This is a genomic window from Enhygromyxa salina (assembly GCF_002994615.1).
Classification (GTDB): domain Bacteria; phylum Myxococcota_A; class Polyangia; order Nannocystales; family Nannocystaceae; genus Plesiocystis; species Plesiocystis salina_A.
This window is the reverse complement of record NZ_PVNK01000311.1, coordinates 22,494-37,822: the sequence shown is the minus strand read 5'-3', so window position 1 is coordinate 37,822 and position 15,329 is coordinate 22,494. Positions and strand designations below refer to the sequence as shown.

Below are 15,329 nucleotides of genomic sequence, written 5' to 3'. Positions count from 1 at the left end.
AATGCATCGTGTCGCCTCGCGCCGGAATTTTCGCCGAGGGCGCGAAGCCAAAACGCCGCTGTACCGAGCGTACTGCAAGTTTTGGCGACAAAGCCCTCGGTGAACAGGCCAAGCGAGGCGGCGCGAGGCATTGCACCCCGGGCTGCTAGCTTGACTGAGCCTCCAGCAGCACTGAGGCTCCAATGTCAGACTACCTCAAGAGCGCAGTCATTTCTGCCGCCACATCCAGGGCCCACGGCGCTATCGTGATGTGGGACGCCATCACCCTGCTCACGAAGAAATATGTGCTTCGATGGCCGACGAAACGCTGACGAGCGCCCGATCCACGGCTACGATAAAATCACTGACCTTCAGCAGGCCGATCTCGACAAACTCTCAAACTCTTTGCACTGGTTGAGCGTCACGGGCAGCTTCCGCTTCGAGGACTCCCTCCGTCTCTACGACATCAGCCTGGCGTTATACCCGACGTTCGACACCGAACAGCCCGTGTGTTTCATCGCTCATCTCGACGCGGCGCTATACACAGACCTGTGGAATGATCACGACCACCTGAACGCAGATGCGGCCGAACGACTACGAACGCTGTCCATCGCACTCGGCGCACACGAAGGCCTGGACGGATTCTACACGACCAACATCGACACTTTTTCTGAAGCTCCCATATTCGACGGGGCGACCCTCAGGAAGTCCTTCCTCGAACCAACCTCGGTCCGTGCGGCCTGGGAGAATCGACAACGAATATCGCACGGCTTGGTTAGCGGCATCAAACGTTCGCTGGTCACTCTCGAGCAGATGCGCGAACGCTGGGGGGACGGTGAGCTATTCGAGACGATCACCGGTCACGTAATTCTCAGTTGCCTCGTCGACATCGACGAGAGTTTCTTCGACGACGAAGACTAACCTCCCAGCCTCTGGCATCGACTACGAAGGGGAAGTCACGCGACTGCACTCACGCAGCGGTGCTCCCACCGTGACCTCATCCCAGTCAGACCGCGCGCTCCATGGCTCACCAAGCATATCCGTGACGCGGGCAACGCCTTGGGGGTCAGTGTCCGGGTTATCCGCGTCTGACGGGGTCCAACATGTCGTTTTCATTTGACGCTCGCTTTCAACCGACCAGCCTCGATTTCGCGGAGGTGCTTCGTCAACTCGAGTTCATCCTCCCAGCCTCCGGTATCGACTACGACGGGGAGATCGCGCGACTGCACTCACGTAGTGGTGTCCCCACGGTGACGTCGCTCCAAAGCGAATCCGTCCCGACCCTGGCCGACATAGCCACCTACGCGTCGTCCTGGTGGGGTGTGGGCCTCTACTGTATTTCGCGCCCCCTTGCCGAGGCGCTCGGCCGCACCGACTCGATGGAGGTCTACATAAATATATTCAAGGCGCGAGGGGGCGGCTTGATGGTTGAGTACAACGAAAATTCGGGAGCATTTCGCGCCAGGCGGGACTCGACCGCCCTCTCCGCAAATCTCATCGCGTTTCTCACGCGGACCGCGAGCGCGCTCGAGGTTGATCGGGTCATCTATTCCGAGGAAGTTGAGCATGCCGCCCCACCTGAACTGTCGGTTCTGATCGCCCTGCTCGAACAACAAGCGCAGTCAGACCGCGCGCTCGAAACGCTGGCCATCGTGTCGAAGAACGTGATGAGCCTCGAAAAGGCGCAGCAACTCGCGGGTGCATGGGCACCAAGTTTGCGTCTTACCATCGACGGTTTCGTCGTCGCACCATTTCTCGGCGGAGAGCGCCCCTAGGTGTCTGTCCGGGTGACTGCGCCCGTGTCCGTCCGGGTGACTGCGCCCCGAGATGGCGCCCATCGACCGCGAGAGCGGGAGACCATCGCAGGTCATGGCACCCAAGAACTTGCTGGAGGCAAGGCTCGTCCAACTCCGCGATGGCCGATGGACCAAAGCCTACGCCCGCTTGGTCCTCGACGCGGTCGAGCGCAGCGGAGACTCGGTCTCGGCCTTCGCCCGGCTCCACGGCCTCAGCGCAAAGAAGATCTTCTGGTGGCGCAGTCAGCTGGAGAATGACGACCCACCCGCGGACTCGGAGCACAACTTCGTCCCGGTCGCACTGACGCGGAAAAACTTTCTGTTCGCGGGGTCCTACGCCGGGGCCGAGCGCGCGGCGGTGGTCTATACGATCCTGCGCTGCTGTCGGCTCGCGGGGGTCGACCCGGTCGAGTACCTGACGGAGGTGCTGCCGGTGCTCGCGCGGAAGATCAAGCGTGTCGACGTCGCGCAGCTGATGCCTGCGGCGTGGGCCCGCAGTCGCGCCGCGTGAAGCTCTGGTGCGGAGACGGGCCTGGCGGGGCTGGTCAACCCCACTCACCCGGACGGACACGTCTGTGATGCGGGCGTCAAGACGTGGGGATGATACCGCAGAGCTCTCGAGTCAGCCAGGGCCAGGAGTGTACGGTAGCGTTCAGTCTCCGAGGAGTCGGGCGGCGATGCCACCGCGTAGCGTGGGCTGACCAAAGGGTCCCGCTCCTGGCCGAATAGGCGTCTGTGGGCAGGAGAGGAGTGTTCATAACCTCGCGTTGACCCGCTGCCAGTACCCACGCCGCCGACCAAAATCACGCTTCAGCGAGGCGAGGCGCTGCTCGAAGTCCGGCTTGCGACGACCCTCATCGGCATCCCGTAGCTTCATGGTCAGCGCTGTGGCCTCGTCGTAGTGTTTTTGGTCGACGAGTTTTTCGAGCTGCTTCCAGTTTGCCGACCAGCGCTTGCGCAGCTGCTGGAGCTCGAGCGTCCTCTCGGTCTCTCGTCGTGCCCGATCGCGCTCGCGTAGCTCGGCCTCCTCGTTCTCGCGTAGCTCACAAACTTCGTGGGCGCGAGCACGCAACTGCGCCACAGTCCGAGGTGGCACAGTGGGTGCTGGGTTCTGCCGTAGGAAGGCCACGATCATCTCCCTGCCCAGGGCGAGCTCAGGCCGCTCGATCGCTCGCAGTAGCCATCGCTTCTGTTGCTTGCTCGACAGACCGCGAGCCCACTGACGCAAGGCTTCGCTGTCGTGGGTGTTCGCAGGACTGCCCTCCGCGGCAGCCGTGAACAGATCCGGATCGATATGAAGGAAATCCACCAGCGCCGCGAGCGCCGAGTCCGGCTGTCCGAGTCCAGGCGGAACCGGAGGTTCCTCGACGTCGACGTCTAGGGTCTCATCGTCGAAGTCCCCCACAAACACGGTCGACAACCAGGCGACGTACGCGGGACGCATGTCGTCCACGAGCAGCGCCGCACGCAGAGGCAGCAGCGGCCCGAGTCCCCACGACGAGACTTTATCATCGTAGTCTTCGTTCTTGAGCCAGATCTCGACCAGACAAAGCGGGCGCCCGATCTACCCAATTCCACTCAGATCGAGCACAATGCGATCCCGCATGGTCGAACCAGATCCCGATACCTGGGAGGACGCGCTCACGCGCCGCCTACGGACCTTGCTGCGCACCGCCCCACTGCACCAGCTCGAGGCCAGCAAGCGCCAGCGCGGCGAGGCCTTCGCCCACCAGGATCTGCGCGCGCTCGGCCTGCGCGCCCTCGACCTGGCGATCGAGCACAAGGGCCTCGGTCACGGGGCCAGCTTCGAGGAGCTGTGCGTCGAGCTCGAGCCCCTCGTCCGCGATGTCGATCCTGAGCTGTCCCCCGAGCGCGCGCTCGAGATCGCCGCGGTCACACTAGAGGCTCTCCTCAATGAGAGCGGCCGCCGCCAGGCCTTCCGCGAGCCCTACCTCGCGCTCACACCCGAGCGGGTCACGCACAAGCTGCTCGAGTTTCACCTGTTGCGCGAGCGGCAGCTCCCCGACGGCTCGACAATCATCGAGCCCACGACGCAGGCGATCAACCTCTACGCCGGCATGCTCGAGTACGAGGTCGAGGACGCGCAGGCTGCTGAGGAGGCGGTGCTGCGCTCGCAGGTCCGACGCGGCCGCATCGAGGACGCCGTGCGTACGGCCAAGCGCGCGCGCCTGCGCAGCATCGAGTACGAGCAGAAGCTCGTCACCTTCCTCGAAACCACCCGGCGAGACATCGGTCAGGTCAATTGGGTCGAGACCGCGCTGGGCATCATCGACGAGGCCCGCGAGCACATCAGCGAACGCCTCGAGGTCGAGCGCGAGATCCTCGCGGCGATCGAGACCCGCCGCGAGCTCGAGGGCACGACGAACTCGACCACGTCGCCCAAGGCGGGCGCGCAACTGGCCGCGCTCGAGGACACGCTCAACGAGTGCCTGACCCGCCACGCCAAGCTGCACCAGCGACTGATCCGCGCCAACGCAGACTACCTGGTCGAGCACGATCGGCAGGCCTTCCGACCACAGCTCGCCACACCCTTGCCCGACCTCGAGGCCGAGGTGCTCAGCGATGCGCTAGAGCTCCCGACCTTGGCCCTCGCCCAGCTCGCTGACGAACTGCTCGCCCGCTGCCAAGCGCCGCGCTGCCCGCCGAGCTTGCGCTTGGGCGCGCTGATCGAACGTCTGCTCAACCCGCGCCGCGTCGAGGTCGGCGACTACGAGACCTGGGCCCCCGAGCTTGAGGAGGTCGAGACCCCGCCGCCGGTGTTCGACGACGAGGACCGCCGCCGCGTCGCGGAGCTGCTCGCGGAGCTGCGCGGCCGACAGCGTCTGTCCGAACTGCTCGCCCGCGCCCGGGGCCGTGGCTACCCACCGCAGAGCCTGCGCCTGCTGGTGCTCGAGCTGCTCTCGGCCTTCGACCCGGAGGCCGCGAACGCGCCGGTCGAGGTCGAGCTCAGCGACGAGTGGCTCGACGATCCCACCTTTCGTGGTGACGAGCTAATCGTGCGGGAGCTCGCCCATGGCTGACGCGCAGCAGCTGGCCCAGGACGCCGCGAAGCTGTTGCGCTTCGGCCTGCAGCCCAAGCTGCGCCCAGCCAACGAGGCCGACTACGGCGTGCTGTTGCGCCGCTACGACGCCGAACTCGAGCTGCGCGGCTTCGTCCACATGATCGCCGACGGCCTCGGCCTCGTGGTGCTCGGCGTGACCGAACTCGGCCTGGTGCTCGGCGCCGAACCCGACGGGCCCTTCGCCCTGACCCTGGCTGACTACCGCCGCTCTGGGCTCAGCGTCGAGGCGCGCATGTGCCATGGGCTGATCCAACTGTTGATCGCTGCCTACTGTTTCCCGAGCGCCGCCTCGCTCGAGGACGCCACCCACATCGCTGGCACCCGCGTTTGTGTCAACCGCCTGGTCGAGCACCTCGTCAATCTTGCCCGCGAGTTCGAACGCCGCGCCAACGAGGACCCAGAGCTCGGCACCAAGGAGCTGCGCGAGGCCTGGCGCGCGGTCCTGTCCATGGCCCAGACTCGCGGCACCACCGACGGGCGCTCGGCCGCCAACACCCTGTCTGGCATGACCCTGCACGCGCTCAAGCAGCTCGAGCGCGGCGGCCTGATGCGCAAGCTCGGCGACCAAGACGGCGGGAGCTTCCAGGCGCTCGGCGCCTACCGCCTGCAGGTGCGCGAGCTGGCCGCCCTGCCCGCTTTTCGCCTGGTCCGCGACGCCCGGGCCCGAGAGGAGCGCGGCTGAGATGGCTCGACTGCTGCGTCTTCACTTCGCCTCGATCGGGCATCGGCACGCGCGCCTGTCCCCGCTGACCCTGGATTTCCGTGCGCTCTCGGCCGAGCGCGAGCCGGGCTCGGGCATCGATTCGATCCTGTGGCTGCGCAACGGCGGCGGGAAGTCCTCGGTCATCAACCTCTTCTACAGCGTGCTGCGCCCCAACCGCAGCGAGTTCCTGGGCAGCTCGGCCGAGGGCAAAGCGCGACGCATCGAGGACTACGTCAAGACCCAGGATCTGGCCTTCGTCATCAGTGAGTGGGACATCGACCCCGCCAACGGCGACGAGGATTTCGAGCGGCCGCCCTCGACCGTCCGCATCATCGGCCAGGCGCTTGCGTGGCGCAACCAGCAACGTACCGAGCTGCGCCGCGTGTTCTTTAGCGCGCGCTCGATCCCCGGGGTGCTCGAACTCGAGCACCTGCCCGTGCTCGGACTCGGTGAGCCCTGTGCCAGCTTCGGTGAGTTTCGCCAGTGGCTGCGCGATACGATCCACCGCCACCCCGAAACCGAGATTGCCGACACCAGCAACCAGCGCAACTGGCGAGACAACCTGGAGAAGCTCGGCATCGACACCGAGCTGTTTCGATACCAGCTGCAGATGAACCAGCGCGAGGGCGCGGCCGACGAGCTGTTCCGCTTCGGTACGGCGCAGGATTTCATCGATTTCTTTCTCGAGCTCACGCTCGAGCGCGAAGGCGCCGAGCAGCTGGCCAAGAACATCGAGGCCCAGCGCGAGACTCTACGCAAGCGACCCGAGTTCCTGCTCGAGCAGCAGTTCATCAGCTCGATCCGTGCGAGCTTGGTCCCGCTGGTCGACGCCGTCGAGCACGAGCGGGCGTGCACAGACGAGCTCGACCACGCGCACATACGTGCCGCCGCACTGATCGCCGGCCTCGACGAACGGGGCGCGCAGCTCGAGCTACGGCGCGGAGAGCTCGAGCGGTCGCTGTCCGAGGCGAGAGAGGACCATTCCCGCGCCCGCAACGAGCGCGACAAACAAAACCGGTGGAGCCGGGGGCTCGAGCGGCGCGCGCTCGAGCTCGAGTTACACGAAGCCGAGCAAGCGCTCGACTTCGCCGAGCAGAGCAAGCGTGAGCTCGACCAGGAGCTGCGCGTGAACAAGGCCGCCGCGGCGCTGCAGGAGGTCCGCACGAGTGAGGCGCAGGTCGAGCACTGGACGCAGGAGCGGCGGCGCTCCGAACTCGAGCTCGCCCCCCAGCGGGAGCAGCTCGAGTCGACGGGCTCAGCACTGAGGACCCTGCTCGCGCGCGCTCGGGCTGTACGCGAGGCCGACGCCCAGGCCCGCGAGCGCGAGCGCGCCACTCGACGCGCCGAGGCCGAGCAGGCACGCGCCGAGGTCAACCGCTGCGAGCGCGAGCTCGGCCGCCTCCAACAGGAGCTCGCCAATCTCGACGCACAGCTCAGGCACTACAAGCAAGCCCGCGAGCGCCTGCTCGCAGGCGGCGTGCTGCAAACCCACGAGACCGCCTCCAGCTGCGTCGAGCGCTGGCAGAGTAACAGCGAGGAGCTTCAGCGACGCGGGCGCGAGGCCGAACGACAGCGTGAGACCATCGCCGGTCAGCTTCATGGCCTGGGCGAACGAGTGCAAGAGCTCGGCGTGCGTCGGGCGACGCGTAGCGAACAGCTGCGGGAGCATCGACAGGAGCTTCAGCGGGCCTACGACCAGCGCGACGAACTGCGTGCGAGCCCGCTGCTGATCGAGGTCGAGGAGACCGAGGAGCCCGAGCTCGACACCCCTGGGCTCGGTCGCAGGCTGCGTCAGCGCGCCGAATCGGAGCGCCACCAGCTGCTGCAGAGCAGGGTCGATGGCGCGGAGGACAGCCGGGCAATCGCAGCCATCGACGACGGCGGCCTGTGGCCGGCCAATCGCGACGTGCAGCTCACGGTTGGAGCGCTGCGCGACGCGGGCGTCGCGGCCCACCCCGGGCTTGGGTATGTGGCCGAGAACGTCCCTGCGGACGCGCGGGCGGACGCGATCCGCTCGGCGCCAGCGACCTTCGCGGGGGTCATCGTGATCGGCGACCACATGTCGCGTGTGCGAGAACGACTGTCCGACCTCCCGCGCCTCCACACCCCCGTTCAGATCACGCGGATCCAGAGCCTCGTGCATCAACAGCCCGAGCGTGACGAGGAGCGACTGGTGGTCGCGCCAGACCCCGCGACCTACGACCGTGAAGCCGCGACCGAGCGCAAGCTCGAACTCGAGCGCACACGGGGCGAGCGCCAGCAGCGAGAAGCCGAGCACACCGAGCGCGAGCGAGCCTTCCTCGGTATCGCCGACCAGCTCGCCCGCTATCTCGAAGCCTACGGCAAGGGCGCGCTCGAACACCTCGAGCAAGCTGCGCACGCGGCCACGACCGAGCTCGAGCAGATCGAGGACGAGCTCGAAGAGCTCGCCTCGAGGCGCAAGGAGCTCGAGCTACGCAGCACGACGTTGCTCCGCGAGCGGGAGGAGCTCGCGCAGCGCGAGCGGGAGGCCCTGACCAAGTTGCAGGCCGTCGAGGCCTTCGTCGAGCACTACGAGCGACAAGTTGGCGAGGCCCGTGAGCGGCGCGAGGCCGCCCTGCGTGAGCGGGACGCCCACGAGCGTGAGCGTGAAGTCCAGCGCAGGCGCGTCGAGAGCCTGTCTGAGCTCGCCGACAGCCTGCACGCGCGCATGCACGAAGCCCACACAGCTGCGCGCGAGCTGGCGCGCGAGCATGACGGAATTCAGCACCACGACGACAGCCCCTTGCCTGAACCACCTCCCGAGCTCGAGCTGACGCGCGAGCGCTACCAGGCCCTTCGCCTGAGCTACGAGACCAAGCTCGGCGAGAGCCTGGCCCGGTCGATGCTCGAGGAAAGCACCCGGACCCTGACCAAGCACAGGCAGCGCTACGACAAGCTCGCCGCCTCGCTCGAGACCGCGGTCGTCGAGACCAAGCTACGCAGCTGCGAGGATCTCGAGGGCGAGCGCGAGCAGCTCGAACGAGATCGAGACGAGGCCAACGCCGACGTCGGCAAGGCCAAGAGCGAGCGAGACTCCGCGATGCGCGCGCTCGCCGAGACCCGCAAGCGCCGCGAGGCCAGCGACCTACCGCCCGACGTCGACCCCGCCAGCGCCGACGAGGCCCGCGAACGTGCGCGTGGCTGCGCTGAGCAGGTCGAGCGCCTCAACGAGTCCATCCGCCGGGTCGAGACCGCGATCGCAGACTTCGAGGGCAAGCTACGCACGCTCGCCGAACAGCGCCGCGAGTACAGCCACGCGGCCAGCAAGCTGCGCACCATGCTCGACGCCGTCGGCTTCGGGCTGCCCTCCGTCGAGGCTGTCGCTCCACCACTCGAGCTCGACGCGCTAGACCGCGTGGTCGAGCAGCACCGCGAGACATTCACGATTTGCCACAAGCGACGCGACGCCGCCCGCGAGGCCACGCGCGATCTCTGCGGTGAGCTGCGCACATGCGCGACCGCGACCACCTACTCCGAGCTCGACCGCCAGTACAAAGACCGGCTCGCAGCCGGCGATGAGGAGCTGCGCGAGCGCGCCGCGACATTGCGCGATGATCTCGACCACCGCCTGACCGTGCTCGAGCGCCAGCTCGAGCAGTACGATCGAGATCGCAAGCTGCTCGTCCAGCACCTGCTACGCCTGACCGACGAAGCCGAGCGCGTGCTCAAGCGGGCGCAGCGGGCCAGCAGCTTGCCCGAGGGCCTCGACGCCTGGAGCGGCCGGCCCTACCTGCGCTTGCGCTACACCTTGCCCGAGACCGACCTCGAACGCGAAGCCCGGCTCGGTCCGCTCGTCGACCAGATCCTTGAGGCCGGCGCGCTGCCCTCGGGCGCGGTGCTCGTGCGCCGCGCCATGCACGAGCTCGCGCGTCCCGGCGGCTTCGACGTTCGCATCCTCAAGCCCGACACCGTCCTGCGTCCCGACCCGATCCCGATCGCCGCGATGGCCTCGTTCAGCCGCGGGCAGCAGCTGACCGCGGCGATCTTGCTCTACTGCACCCTGGTCCAGCTGCGCGCCCAAAATCGCGGACGGGGGCGCGGGCGCAAGGACGGAGGCGTGCTAGTGCTCGACAACCCGCTCGGCACCTGCTCGACCGTCGCGCTGGTTCAGCTGCAGCGGAGGATCGCCCGGCAGATGAAGGTCCAGTTGATCTACACGACCGGGATCGAGGACCGTGAAGCGATCTCGGTCATGCCCAATACCATCCGCCTGCGCAACACCCATCGAGACGCGCGCACGGGCGACCACCACATTACAGGTGAGAGCGAGGGCGCGGTCGAGCAGGCCCGAATCGTCGAGGCGGCGAGCTCGTGAGCCCTGCCCAGCGCCTGCTCGCAGCGATTGCTGCGCGCGTGGGCAAGCGCCGACACGTCTCGATCAACGAGATCTGGGCGGCCTACCGCGAGGTCATCCGCGGCTCGACGGGGCAGCTCGACGCGCGCCCCGAGCTCGCCGCGTTGCTCGCCGAACTTGCCGAGGATGGGCATCTGTCGCTGCCGCGCACGCGGTGGGAGCACACGGTCGAGCCGCCCCTGCCGCTGTTCGTCCGTCTGCCGCAGCGGCCGAAGGTGCGGCAGAACTACCCGGACCCAAAGACCATCCTGTGGCCACCAGAGCTCGAGTTTGCCCTCGAGCTCCAGCCGAGCCGACAGGTCGAGGAGTTGCTGGCGATCAAGCAATTTCTGGCCGCGGGTGGGCGGACGCGGCGCTTTGTGCCCATACGCGAGCGATCATTGGAGCTGTTTGGGGACGAGAAGCGGCTCGAGGCGCTGGCGAGAGGCTCGCTGTTCCGGGACGGGCGCTGCTCCTTCGCGCTCTTGCGCTGCCACCCGGTCTCGCCGCCGTTGGTGTATCAGGCCGGGCCAGCGAGCAGCCGGGGCGTGATCCTGGTCGTCGAGAACCTGCATACCTACGCGAGCTTTCGGACGTGGAACGATCAGGCCAGGGCCTACGCGGCCGTCGCCTACGCGAGCGGCAACGAGTTTGCCAAGACCGTGGGTGACCTGCCGCGGCTCTGTGAGCTCGTCAGGGCGCGGCGAGTCGAGTATTTTGGCGACGTCGACGATCGCGGATTGATCATGCCGGTGCTCGCCCAACGCACGCTTCGTGAGCGTGGCGAGGGGCTGCGGATCGAGCCCGCGACGCTGTGGTACGAGCGGCTGTTTGCGATCGGTCGCAGCGGCGAAGGAGCGGTGGTCGAGCTCACGGGGCTGGTCGCCGAGGGAGTCGAGTGGATGCCTGCGCAGCTGCGGGAGCCAGTGCGGACGCTACTCGCAGACGGTGGGCGGCTGGCACAGGAAGCCGTGGGTACGGACGTGCTGAGCGGGTACGGCGTAGCGGGTGATGGGCACTTGCTCGAGCGTGAATGAGCCCGCTTGATGTCCTAAAACTCATCACATCGAGTTTGGGTTGCTACGGCCTGTTGTTACCGCGCACGTCTGATGATGGCGTCGTGATCGCGCCCAGTGAGGGCACCAGCACTAGACACGACAGCGCCGGCGACCGAGGCGGCCACCGGCGCGACGTCGACCGATCCACGCTCAGAAAGGCAGCTCGTCCTCCCCCTCGCCGTCATGCACGGCGCGCCAGTAGGAGCTGATCGCGTCCTGCAGGTCCCGGGCCTGGCCGGCGACCCCGTGCGTGTCGGGGACCTGGTCGAGGGTCTCGATGACCAGGCTGAGCATCAAGGAGAGCAGGTCGAGCATGGCCATCTCGACCTGATTTGAAGATCCAGGAGCGCTCACGTCGACAGCCCCGCCTGCTGCTCGCGCTCGAGCACGTACTCGAGCAGCTCGCGGTCGACGACCGATTGTTTGCGGCGCGCGGCCAGACGCAGGGAGTTGGTGGCGACGCGGTCGATGTCCCGCAGCTGTCCCCGCGTGGCCTCGTGCAGGATCGTCAGCGCCCCGGCGCCGAGCAGCAGCTTGCTCGCCCCGACCTGCCGCAGGCGATACTCGACGTACTCGGTCGAGTCCGCGACCGTTGGCGCCTCGAGGCTGAGGCGGCAGTGGATCCGCGACCACAAGGAGCGGTTCTTTCGCCGCGAGAGCTGATTCCACAGCTCCGGCAGGCCGACGAGCACCAGCGACAGGAGCGGCTTGCGGTCCCAGTGAAAGTTCGCAAGCACGTGCAGGTGATCGAGGACCTGCGGATGCAGCAGGTGCGTCTCGTCGAGGAGCAGGACCGGGTGCACGCGCTCGCGGCCGAGCTCCTCGATGTGGGTGCTGACCGAGTGAAAGACCGCGGCCGCCGTCGCCTTGGGCGACAGGCCCAGAGCGATGCACAGCTGGCGATAGAAGTCGCGCCGACCCAGCGTCGCGTTGTGACAATAGGTCAGGCGAAATTCGGTCTCGGGCAGGCGCTGACGTAGGCCACGCAGGGAGCAGGTCTTTCCCCCGCCGGGCTCGCCCACGAGCACGGCGTGCTCCCGGCCCTCGACCGCCGACGCGAGCTCGTCGATGATCGCCAGCTTCGAGGCCGGCAGCCACAGCCGCTCGTCCTCGATGCCCTTGGAGAAGGGCGGCGCCGTGAGGCCAAAGTGGAAGAACCTGCCGCTCGAACAGCTGCGACAGCTCGCGTGTGATGGCCGGCGATCGAAGCACTACTATACGGTCTTCGATCGCTACACCGTCGCCGACTTCATGTTTCCGAGCGACAAGCCCTGGCGAGGTCACGGAGTTCGCGCAGACCACAGACCCCGCCCTCGCCGCAGCGTTAATCGTGGCCCAGCTGCTCAGGCTACGGGCGGGCCAAAGACAGTACCCACGATCTCCGGATCGCCAAGGTCCTCGTCCTGTGCGGGAAAGCGCGCCATCAACAGTCGAGCCTCCTCGAACACGACCGCGGGAGCCAGCTTGTGCTTCTTCCACAGCCTGGCCTGCTTGCGTATCACCAACTGAGCAGACCCGCCCTTGACCCAGGCCTCGAGGCGATCGAGGAGTGGCCGCTTGGGCTCAGGGCACTTCTTGCGGTACTGACCGAGGCGATCGAGGACGTAGAACTCGAGCTTGGACAGCTGTGGCTCGAGTCGGCGCTGACGAAAGAGCTCGACGAGCGGCTCGAACTGTGCGCGGGCCCGCTCGACGAGTTGACGCTCGTCAACCGCGGGCTCCAATTTTGACGCTTCCCCAGCCTCGGCGTGACGCCGAAGCACCTCGAAGGCTTCGCTCGTCCCGACACGATCGAGCTCTTCCGCGCCGACCGGAGTCCAAAACTCCCAGTACCAGCCACAGCGGGTGGCGACGATGGACGGGCTTGCCTGGCTCACCGCCCGGCGGCCTGACCGCATCTCCATGATCTGAGCGAAGTAGGCGGGTTCAGCCTTGCGGAGGCGAGCAAGCTCATCGGAGTGGCGGCTGAGGCCATCGAGTTCGTCGCTCGCGTCGGCTGCGTCGAGGGCCGCGCCAGTGTACGCGGCTTCGACCTGGTCGATGTCGGGACGCTCGTGGCCCGGCAGAATGTTGTTGTCCTCGCCGAAGACCTCGATAAACTCGCGGATGCGCCTTTGCAGAACTTCAACGAGCTTGAGGTCGGCCTCGAGCTCGCGCTGAGGAACAAACCCGCACACATGGATCTCGTCGTGCTCACTTCCGAGGCGGTCAATGCGACCTGCGCGCTGAATGAGACGTGTAGGATTCCAATGCAGGTCGTAGTTGATCAGCGTGTCCGCATCCTGGAGGTTGACTCCTTCGGATAAGGTGTCCGTGCTGATCAAGAGGTCAATCTCGGTGTCTACGTTGCGCTTCCGGATACGGTTGGCCACGGGTGCAAAGCGTCGGGCGATCTTGATGATCCCCGAACTCGCTCCCGTGACCACCTCAGTGCGCCCAAACAGCTCGCCGAGTTTGTCGTGCAGATAATGGGCCGTATCGGCAAACTGTGTGAAGATAATGGTCTTGTGCTGCGTGGGTTGGCGCTGGTCGAGGTAGTCAATCAGGCGCTCGAACTTTTCATCCCTTCGCACCTTGAGGATCTTGACCTGATGCACGAGGCGGCCGACGGTCTGCTTGTCGGCGAGGATGTCCTCGAGCAACCGCTTACCTTCGAACAAGGTGATGGGTAGCGAACTCGCGGTGTCGGTGTCGGCCTCTTCGCTCGCTCGCGCTCGCGGAGGCAGGGGAACCCGGCCGCGCTCGACCTGCTCGAGGCCTTCGGCGAGCTTGGTGTCGAGACGCGCGAGCGTGTTGTGAAGAGCCTCGATACTCGACTCGAGGCGCTTGAGCAGCAGGACTTTGAACAGCCCGCGCACGCTACTGGCTCCCCGACGAAGATCGGAGACACGCGCGTCGCCGTCGGCATCTTCGCGCAGGTAGTGACCGACGCCCTGCAGCGGGTATCGCATCGTCCGGATGGCCTCGAGCAGTTCGGTGTAGAATTGCTTGCCGTAGGTCGAGTCGAGTGAGTAGCGGAGGCACTGCTCCTCGCCAGAGAGCCGGGTCGGGAAAGCGAGCGGGCGCTCCTCGTACTCGCCCGGTCCGACACGGACGCGGAGTTTGGCGTCCGGGTAGGAGCGGGAGATGTCGCGTCGCGTGCGACGAACGACGATGTGCTGAAGCAGGTCGCGGAGCGAGGCGCGGCCCATGGCGACGTCTCGAAACCACGCATCGCGGTCCTCGAAGGGCAGTTTGGTGTAATTGTCGGGAAACAGCGCGATTTGGTTTTTGATGTCCTCGGGGCGGTTGTTCTGCGGTGTCGCCGAGAGCAGCAAGACCTTGCGCTGGGACGCGCTCTCGTCGGGGCGCAGCCAGCGCTGCAGAGTCTCGTAGCGCAGCGTACCGGAGTTGCGGAAGTTGTGGGACTCGTCGATGACGACGACCTCCCGGTCGGTGTAGTCGTCGAGTTCCTCGAGCTTACCGATCGAGATGGTCTTGAGGTTGATGTCGAGATCGTGGCCCAACTGGTCCCAGGCCGGGCATACGCTCGGCGGCGCGATCACGACAGCGCGCTCTCCGTAGCGTCGCTTGAGGTGGTTCAGCAGAGCGAGGCCGATGTAGGTCTTCCCGAGTCCGACGACGTCGGCGAGGAAGACCCCCCCGTAGCGGCTGAGGATCATCTTGGCGTAGTCGTAGGCGGACTTTTGGAAGTCCGTGAGATGATCGAGCATGGGGTTGTCGTCATCTTCGAGGTTCATCCCCTCCGCGAAGCTGTGAAAATAGCGCATGAGCGTGAAGTAGTAGATGTCCCGCGGCGTGCAGTAACCGCCGGCCCACGACTCCTCGAGGCACTTGAGAACCTCCTCGTCGAGTGGCGCGGCCTCCTCGAAGTGACGGGCAAACCAGGCGCGCGCGCGTAGGTGCTCGCTTCCACGCAGTTCGACGGAGAGTTCGAGCTCCGACCCTTGCGTGCTCAAAGCCAGAGGCGCCTGCGGAACGATCGAGTGCTCCGCCCGCGAGATCAGGCGCGAATAGAGCGGAGAACGCTGAACTTGACGGATCCGGATCTCTCCGGCGGCGAGGGAGCTCGTCCACGCCCGAAGTAGGTCCTCCCATTCGGCTGTTTGTGGGAGGCGATCGATGCTCTGAGCAAATTGCGCGAGCAGAGCAGCGCGGAAAGCGTGGCTCGCGTCCCATGGTAGCCGCCTGCCTGGGTGTTCGATCGTGCGCCGACAGCCCGGATACGGAATCGACAGACCAGGGGCCGCTACGAGAATGTCGGTTGGCGTTGGTTGACCGAGGATTCGGAACAGATCGGCGCGCAGCTCACCGGGCGCGACGAGTTGGCGAAGAGAGGAGTCTTGCACGGACATG

At 66.4% G+C, this 15,329-nt stretch carries 11 protein-coding genes; 7 read left to right on the top strand and 4 right to left on the bottom strand.

What is annotated here, in order from left to right; genetic code table 11:
• Positions 1 to 282: 282 nt before the first annotated feature.
• The 3 genes from ENSA5_RS35285 to tnpA all read left to right on the top strand — a co-directional run bounded on the left by ENSA5_RS35285 (position 283) and on the right by tnpA (position 2,286).
• Positions 283 to 900 carry a hypothetical protein gene (locus ENSA5_RS35285; protein ID WP_106396117.1) on the top strand — a complete coding sequence of 206 codons (618 nt, stop codon included), beginning with the start codon at positions 283 to 285 and terminating at the stop codon, positions 898 to 900.
• A 182-nt stretch (positions 901 to 1,082) separates the two neighbouring features.
• Positions 1,083 to 1,754, top strand: coding sequence for a hypothetical protein (locus ENSA5_RS35280; protein WP_106396116.1), 672 nt, complete (start codon positions 1,083 to 1,085; stop codon positions 1,752 to 1,754).
• Positions 1,755 to 1,848: 94 nt separating this feature from the next.
• The gene (tnpA, locus tag ENSA5_RS35275; RefSeq protein ID WP_106396115.1) at positions 1,849 to 2,286 is read left to right on the top strand and encodes an IS66 family insertion sequence element accessory protein TnpA; all 438 of its coding nucleotides are present in this window, start codon (positions 1,849 to 1,851) and stop codon (positions 2,284 to 2,286) included.
• Positions 2,287 to 2,529: 243 nt separating this feature from the next.
• Here tnpA and ENSA5_RS35270 read toward each other — a convergent pair whose 3' ends face one another.
• Positions 2,530 to 3,228 (bottom strand): hypothetical protein, encoded by a 699-nt coding sequence (locus tag ENSA5_RS35270; protein WP_106396114.1) that lies wholly within the window; start codon positions 3,226 to 3,228, stop codon positions 2,530 to 2,532.
• Between the two features lie 151 nt (positions 3,229 to 3,379).
• Between ENSA5_RS35270 and ENSA5_RS35265 the strand changes: the two genes are divergently transcribed.
• From ENSA5_RS35265 to ENSA5_RS35250, 4 genes are read left to right on the top strand one after another with little or no spacing between them, the layout of a single operon-like run.
• Positions 3,380 to 4,816 (top strand): hypothetical protein, encoded by a 1,437-nt coding sequence (locus tag ENSA5_RS35265; RefSeq protein ID WP_106396113.1) that lies wholly within the window; start codon positions 3,380 to 3,382, stop codon positions 4,814 to 4,816.
• The gene (locus tag ENSA5_RS35260; protein ID WP_106396112.1) at positions 4,809 to 5,540 is read left to right on the top strand and encodes a hypothetical protein; all 732 of its coding nucleotides are present in this window, start codon (positions 4,809 to 4,811) and stop codon (positions 5,538 to 5,540) included. The genes ENSA5_RS35265 and ENSA5_RS35260 overlap by 8 nt, the downstream gene beginning before the upstream one ends.
• 1 nt (position 5,541) lies before the next feature.
• On the top strand, positions 5,542 to 9,897 hold the full coding sequence (locus tag ENSA5_RS35255; protein WP_106396111.1) for a coiled-coil domain-containing protein: 4,356 nt from the start codon (positions 5,542 to 5,544) through the stop codon (positions 9,895 to 9,897).
• Complete coding sequence (locus tag ENSA5_RS35250; RefSeq protein WP_146156458.1) at positions 9,894 to 10,952, top strand: Wadjet anti-phage system protein JetD domain-containing protein; 1,059 nt, start codon at positions 9,894 to 9,896, stop codon at positions 10,950 to 10,952. Before ENSA5_RS35255 ends, ENSA5_RS35250 begins: the two co-directional genes overlap by 4 nt.
• 171 nt (positions 10,953 to 11,123) lie before the next feature.
• Here the strand turns inward: ENSA5_RS35250 and ENSA5_RS38835 are convergent, their stop codons facing one another.
• The 3 genes from ENSA5_RS38835 to ENSA5_RS35240 all read right to left on the bottom strand — a co-directional run bounded on the left by ENSA5_RS38835 (position 11,124) and on the right by ENSA5_RS35240 (position 15,328).
• Positions 11,124 to 11,294 (bottom strand): hypothetical protein, encoded by a 171-nt coding sequence (locus ENSA5_RS38835; protein ID WP_181198492.1) that lies wholly within the window; start codon positions 11,292 to 11,294, stop codon positions 11,124 to 11,126.
• Positions 11,295 to 11,323: 29 nt separating this feature from the next.
• Positions 11,324 to 12,088 (bottom strand): ExeA family protein, encoded by a 765-nt coding sequence (locus tag ENSA5_RS35245; protein WP_106396109.1) that lies wholly within the window; start codon positions 12,086 to 12,088, stop codon positions 11,324 to 11,326.
• 228 nt (positions 12,089 to 12,316) lie between these two features.
• Positions 12,317 to 15,328: a helicase-related protein gene (locus tag ENSA5_RS35240; RefSeq protein ID WP_106396108.1), complete on the bottom strand. Its 3,012-nt coding sequence runs from the start codon at positions 15,326 to 15,328 to the stop codon at positions 12,317 to 12,319.
• Between the last annotated feature and the right edge of the window lies 1 nt (position 15,329).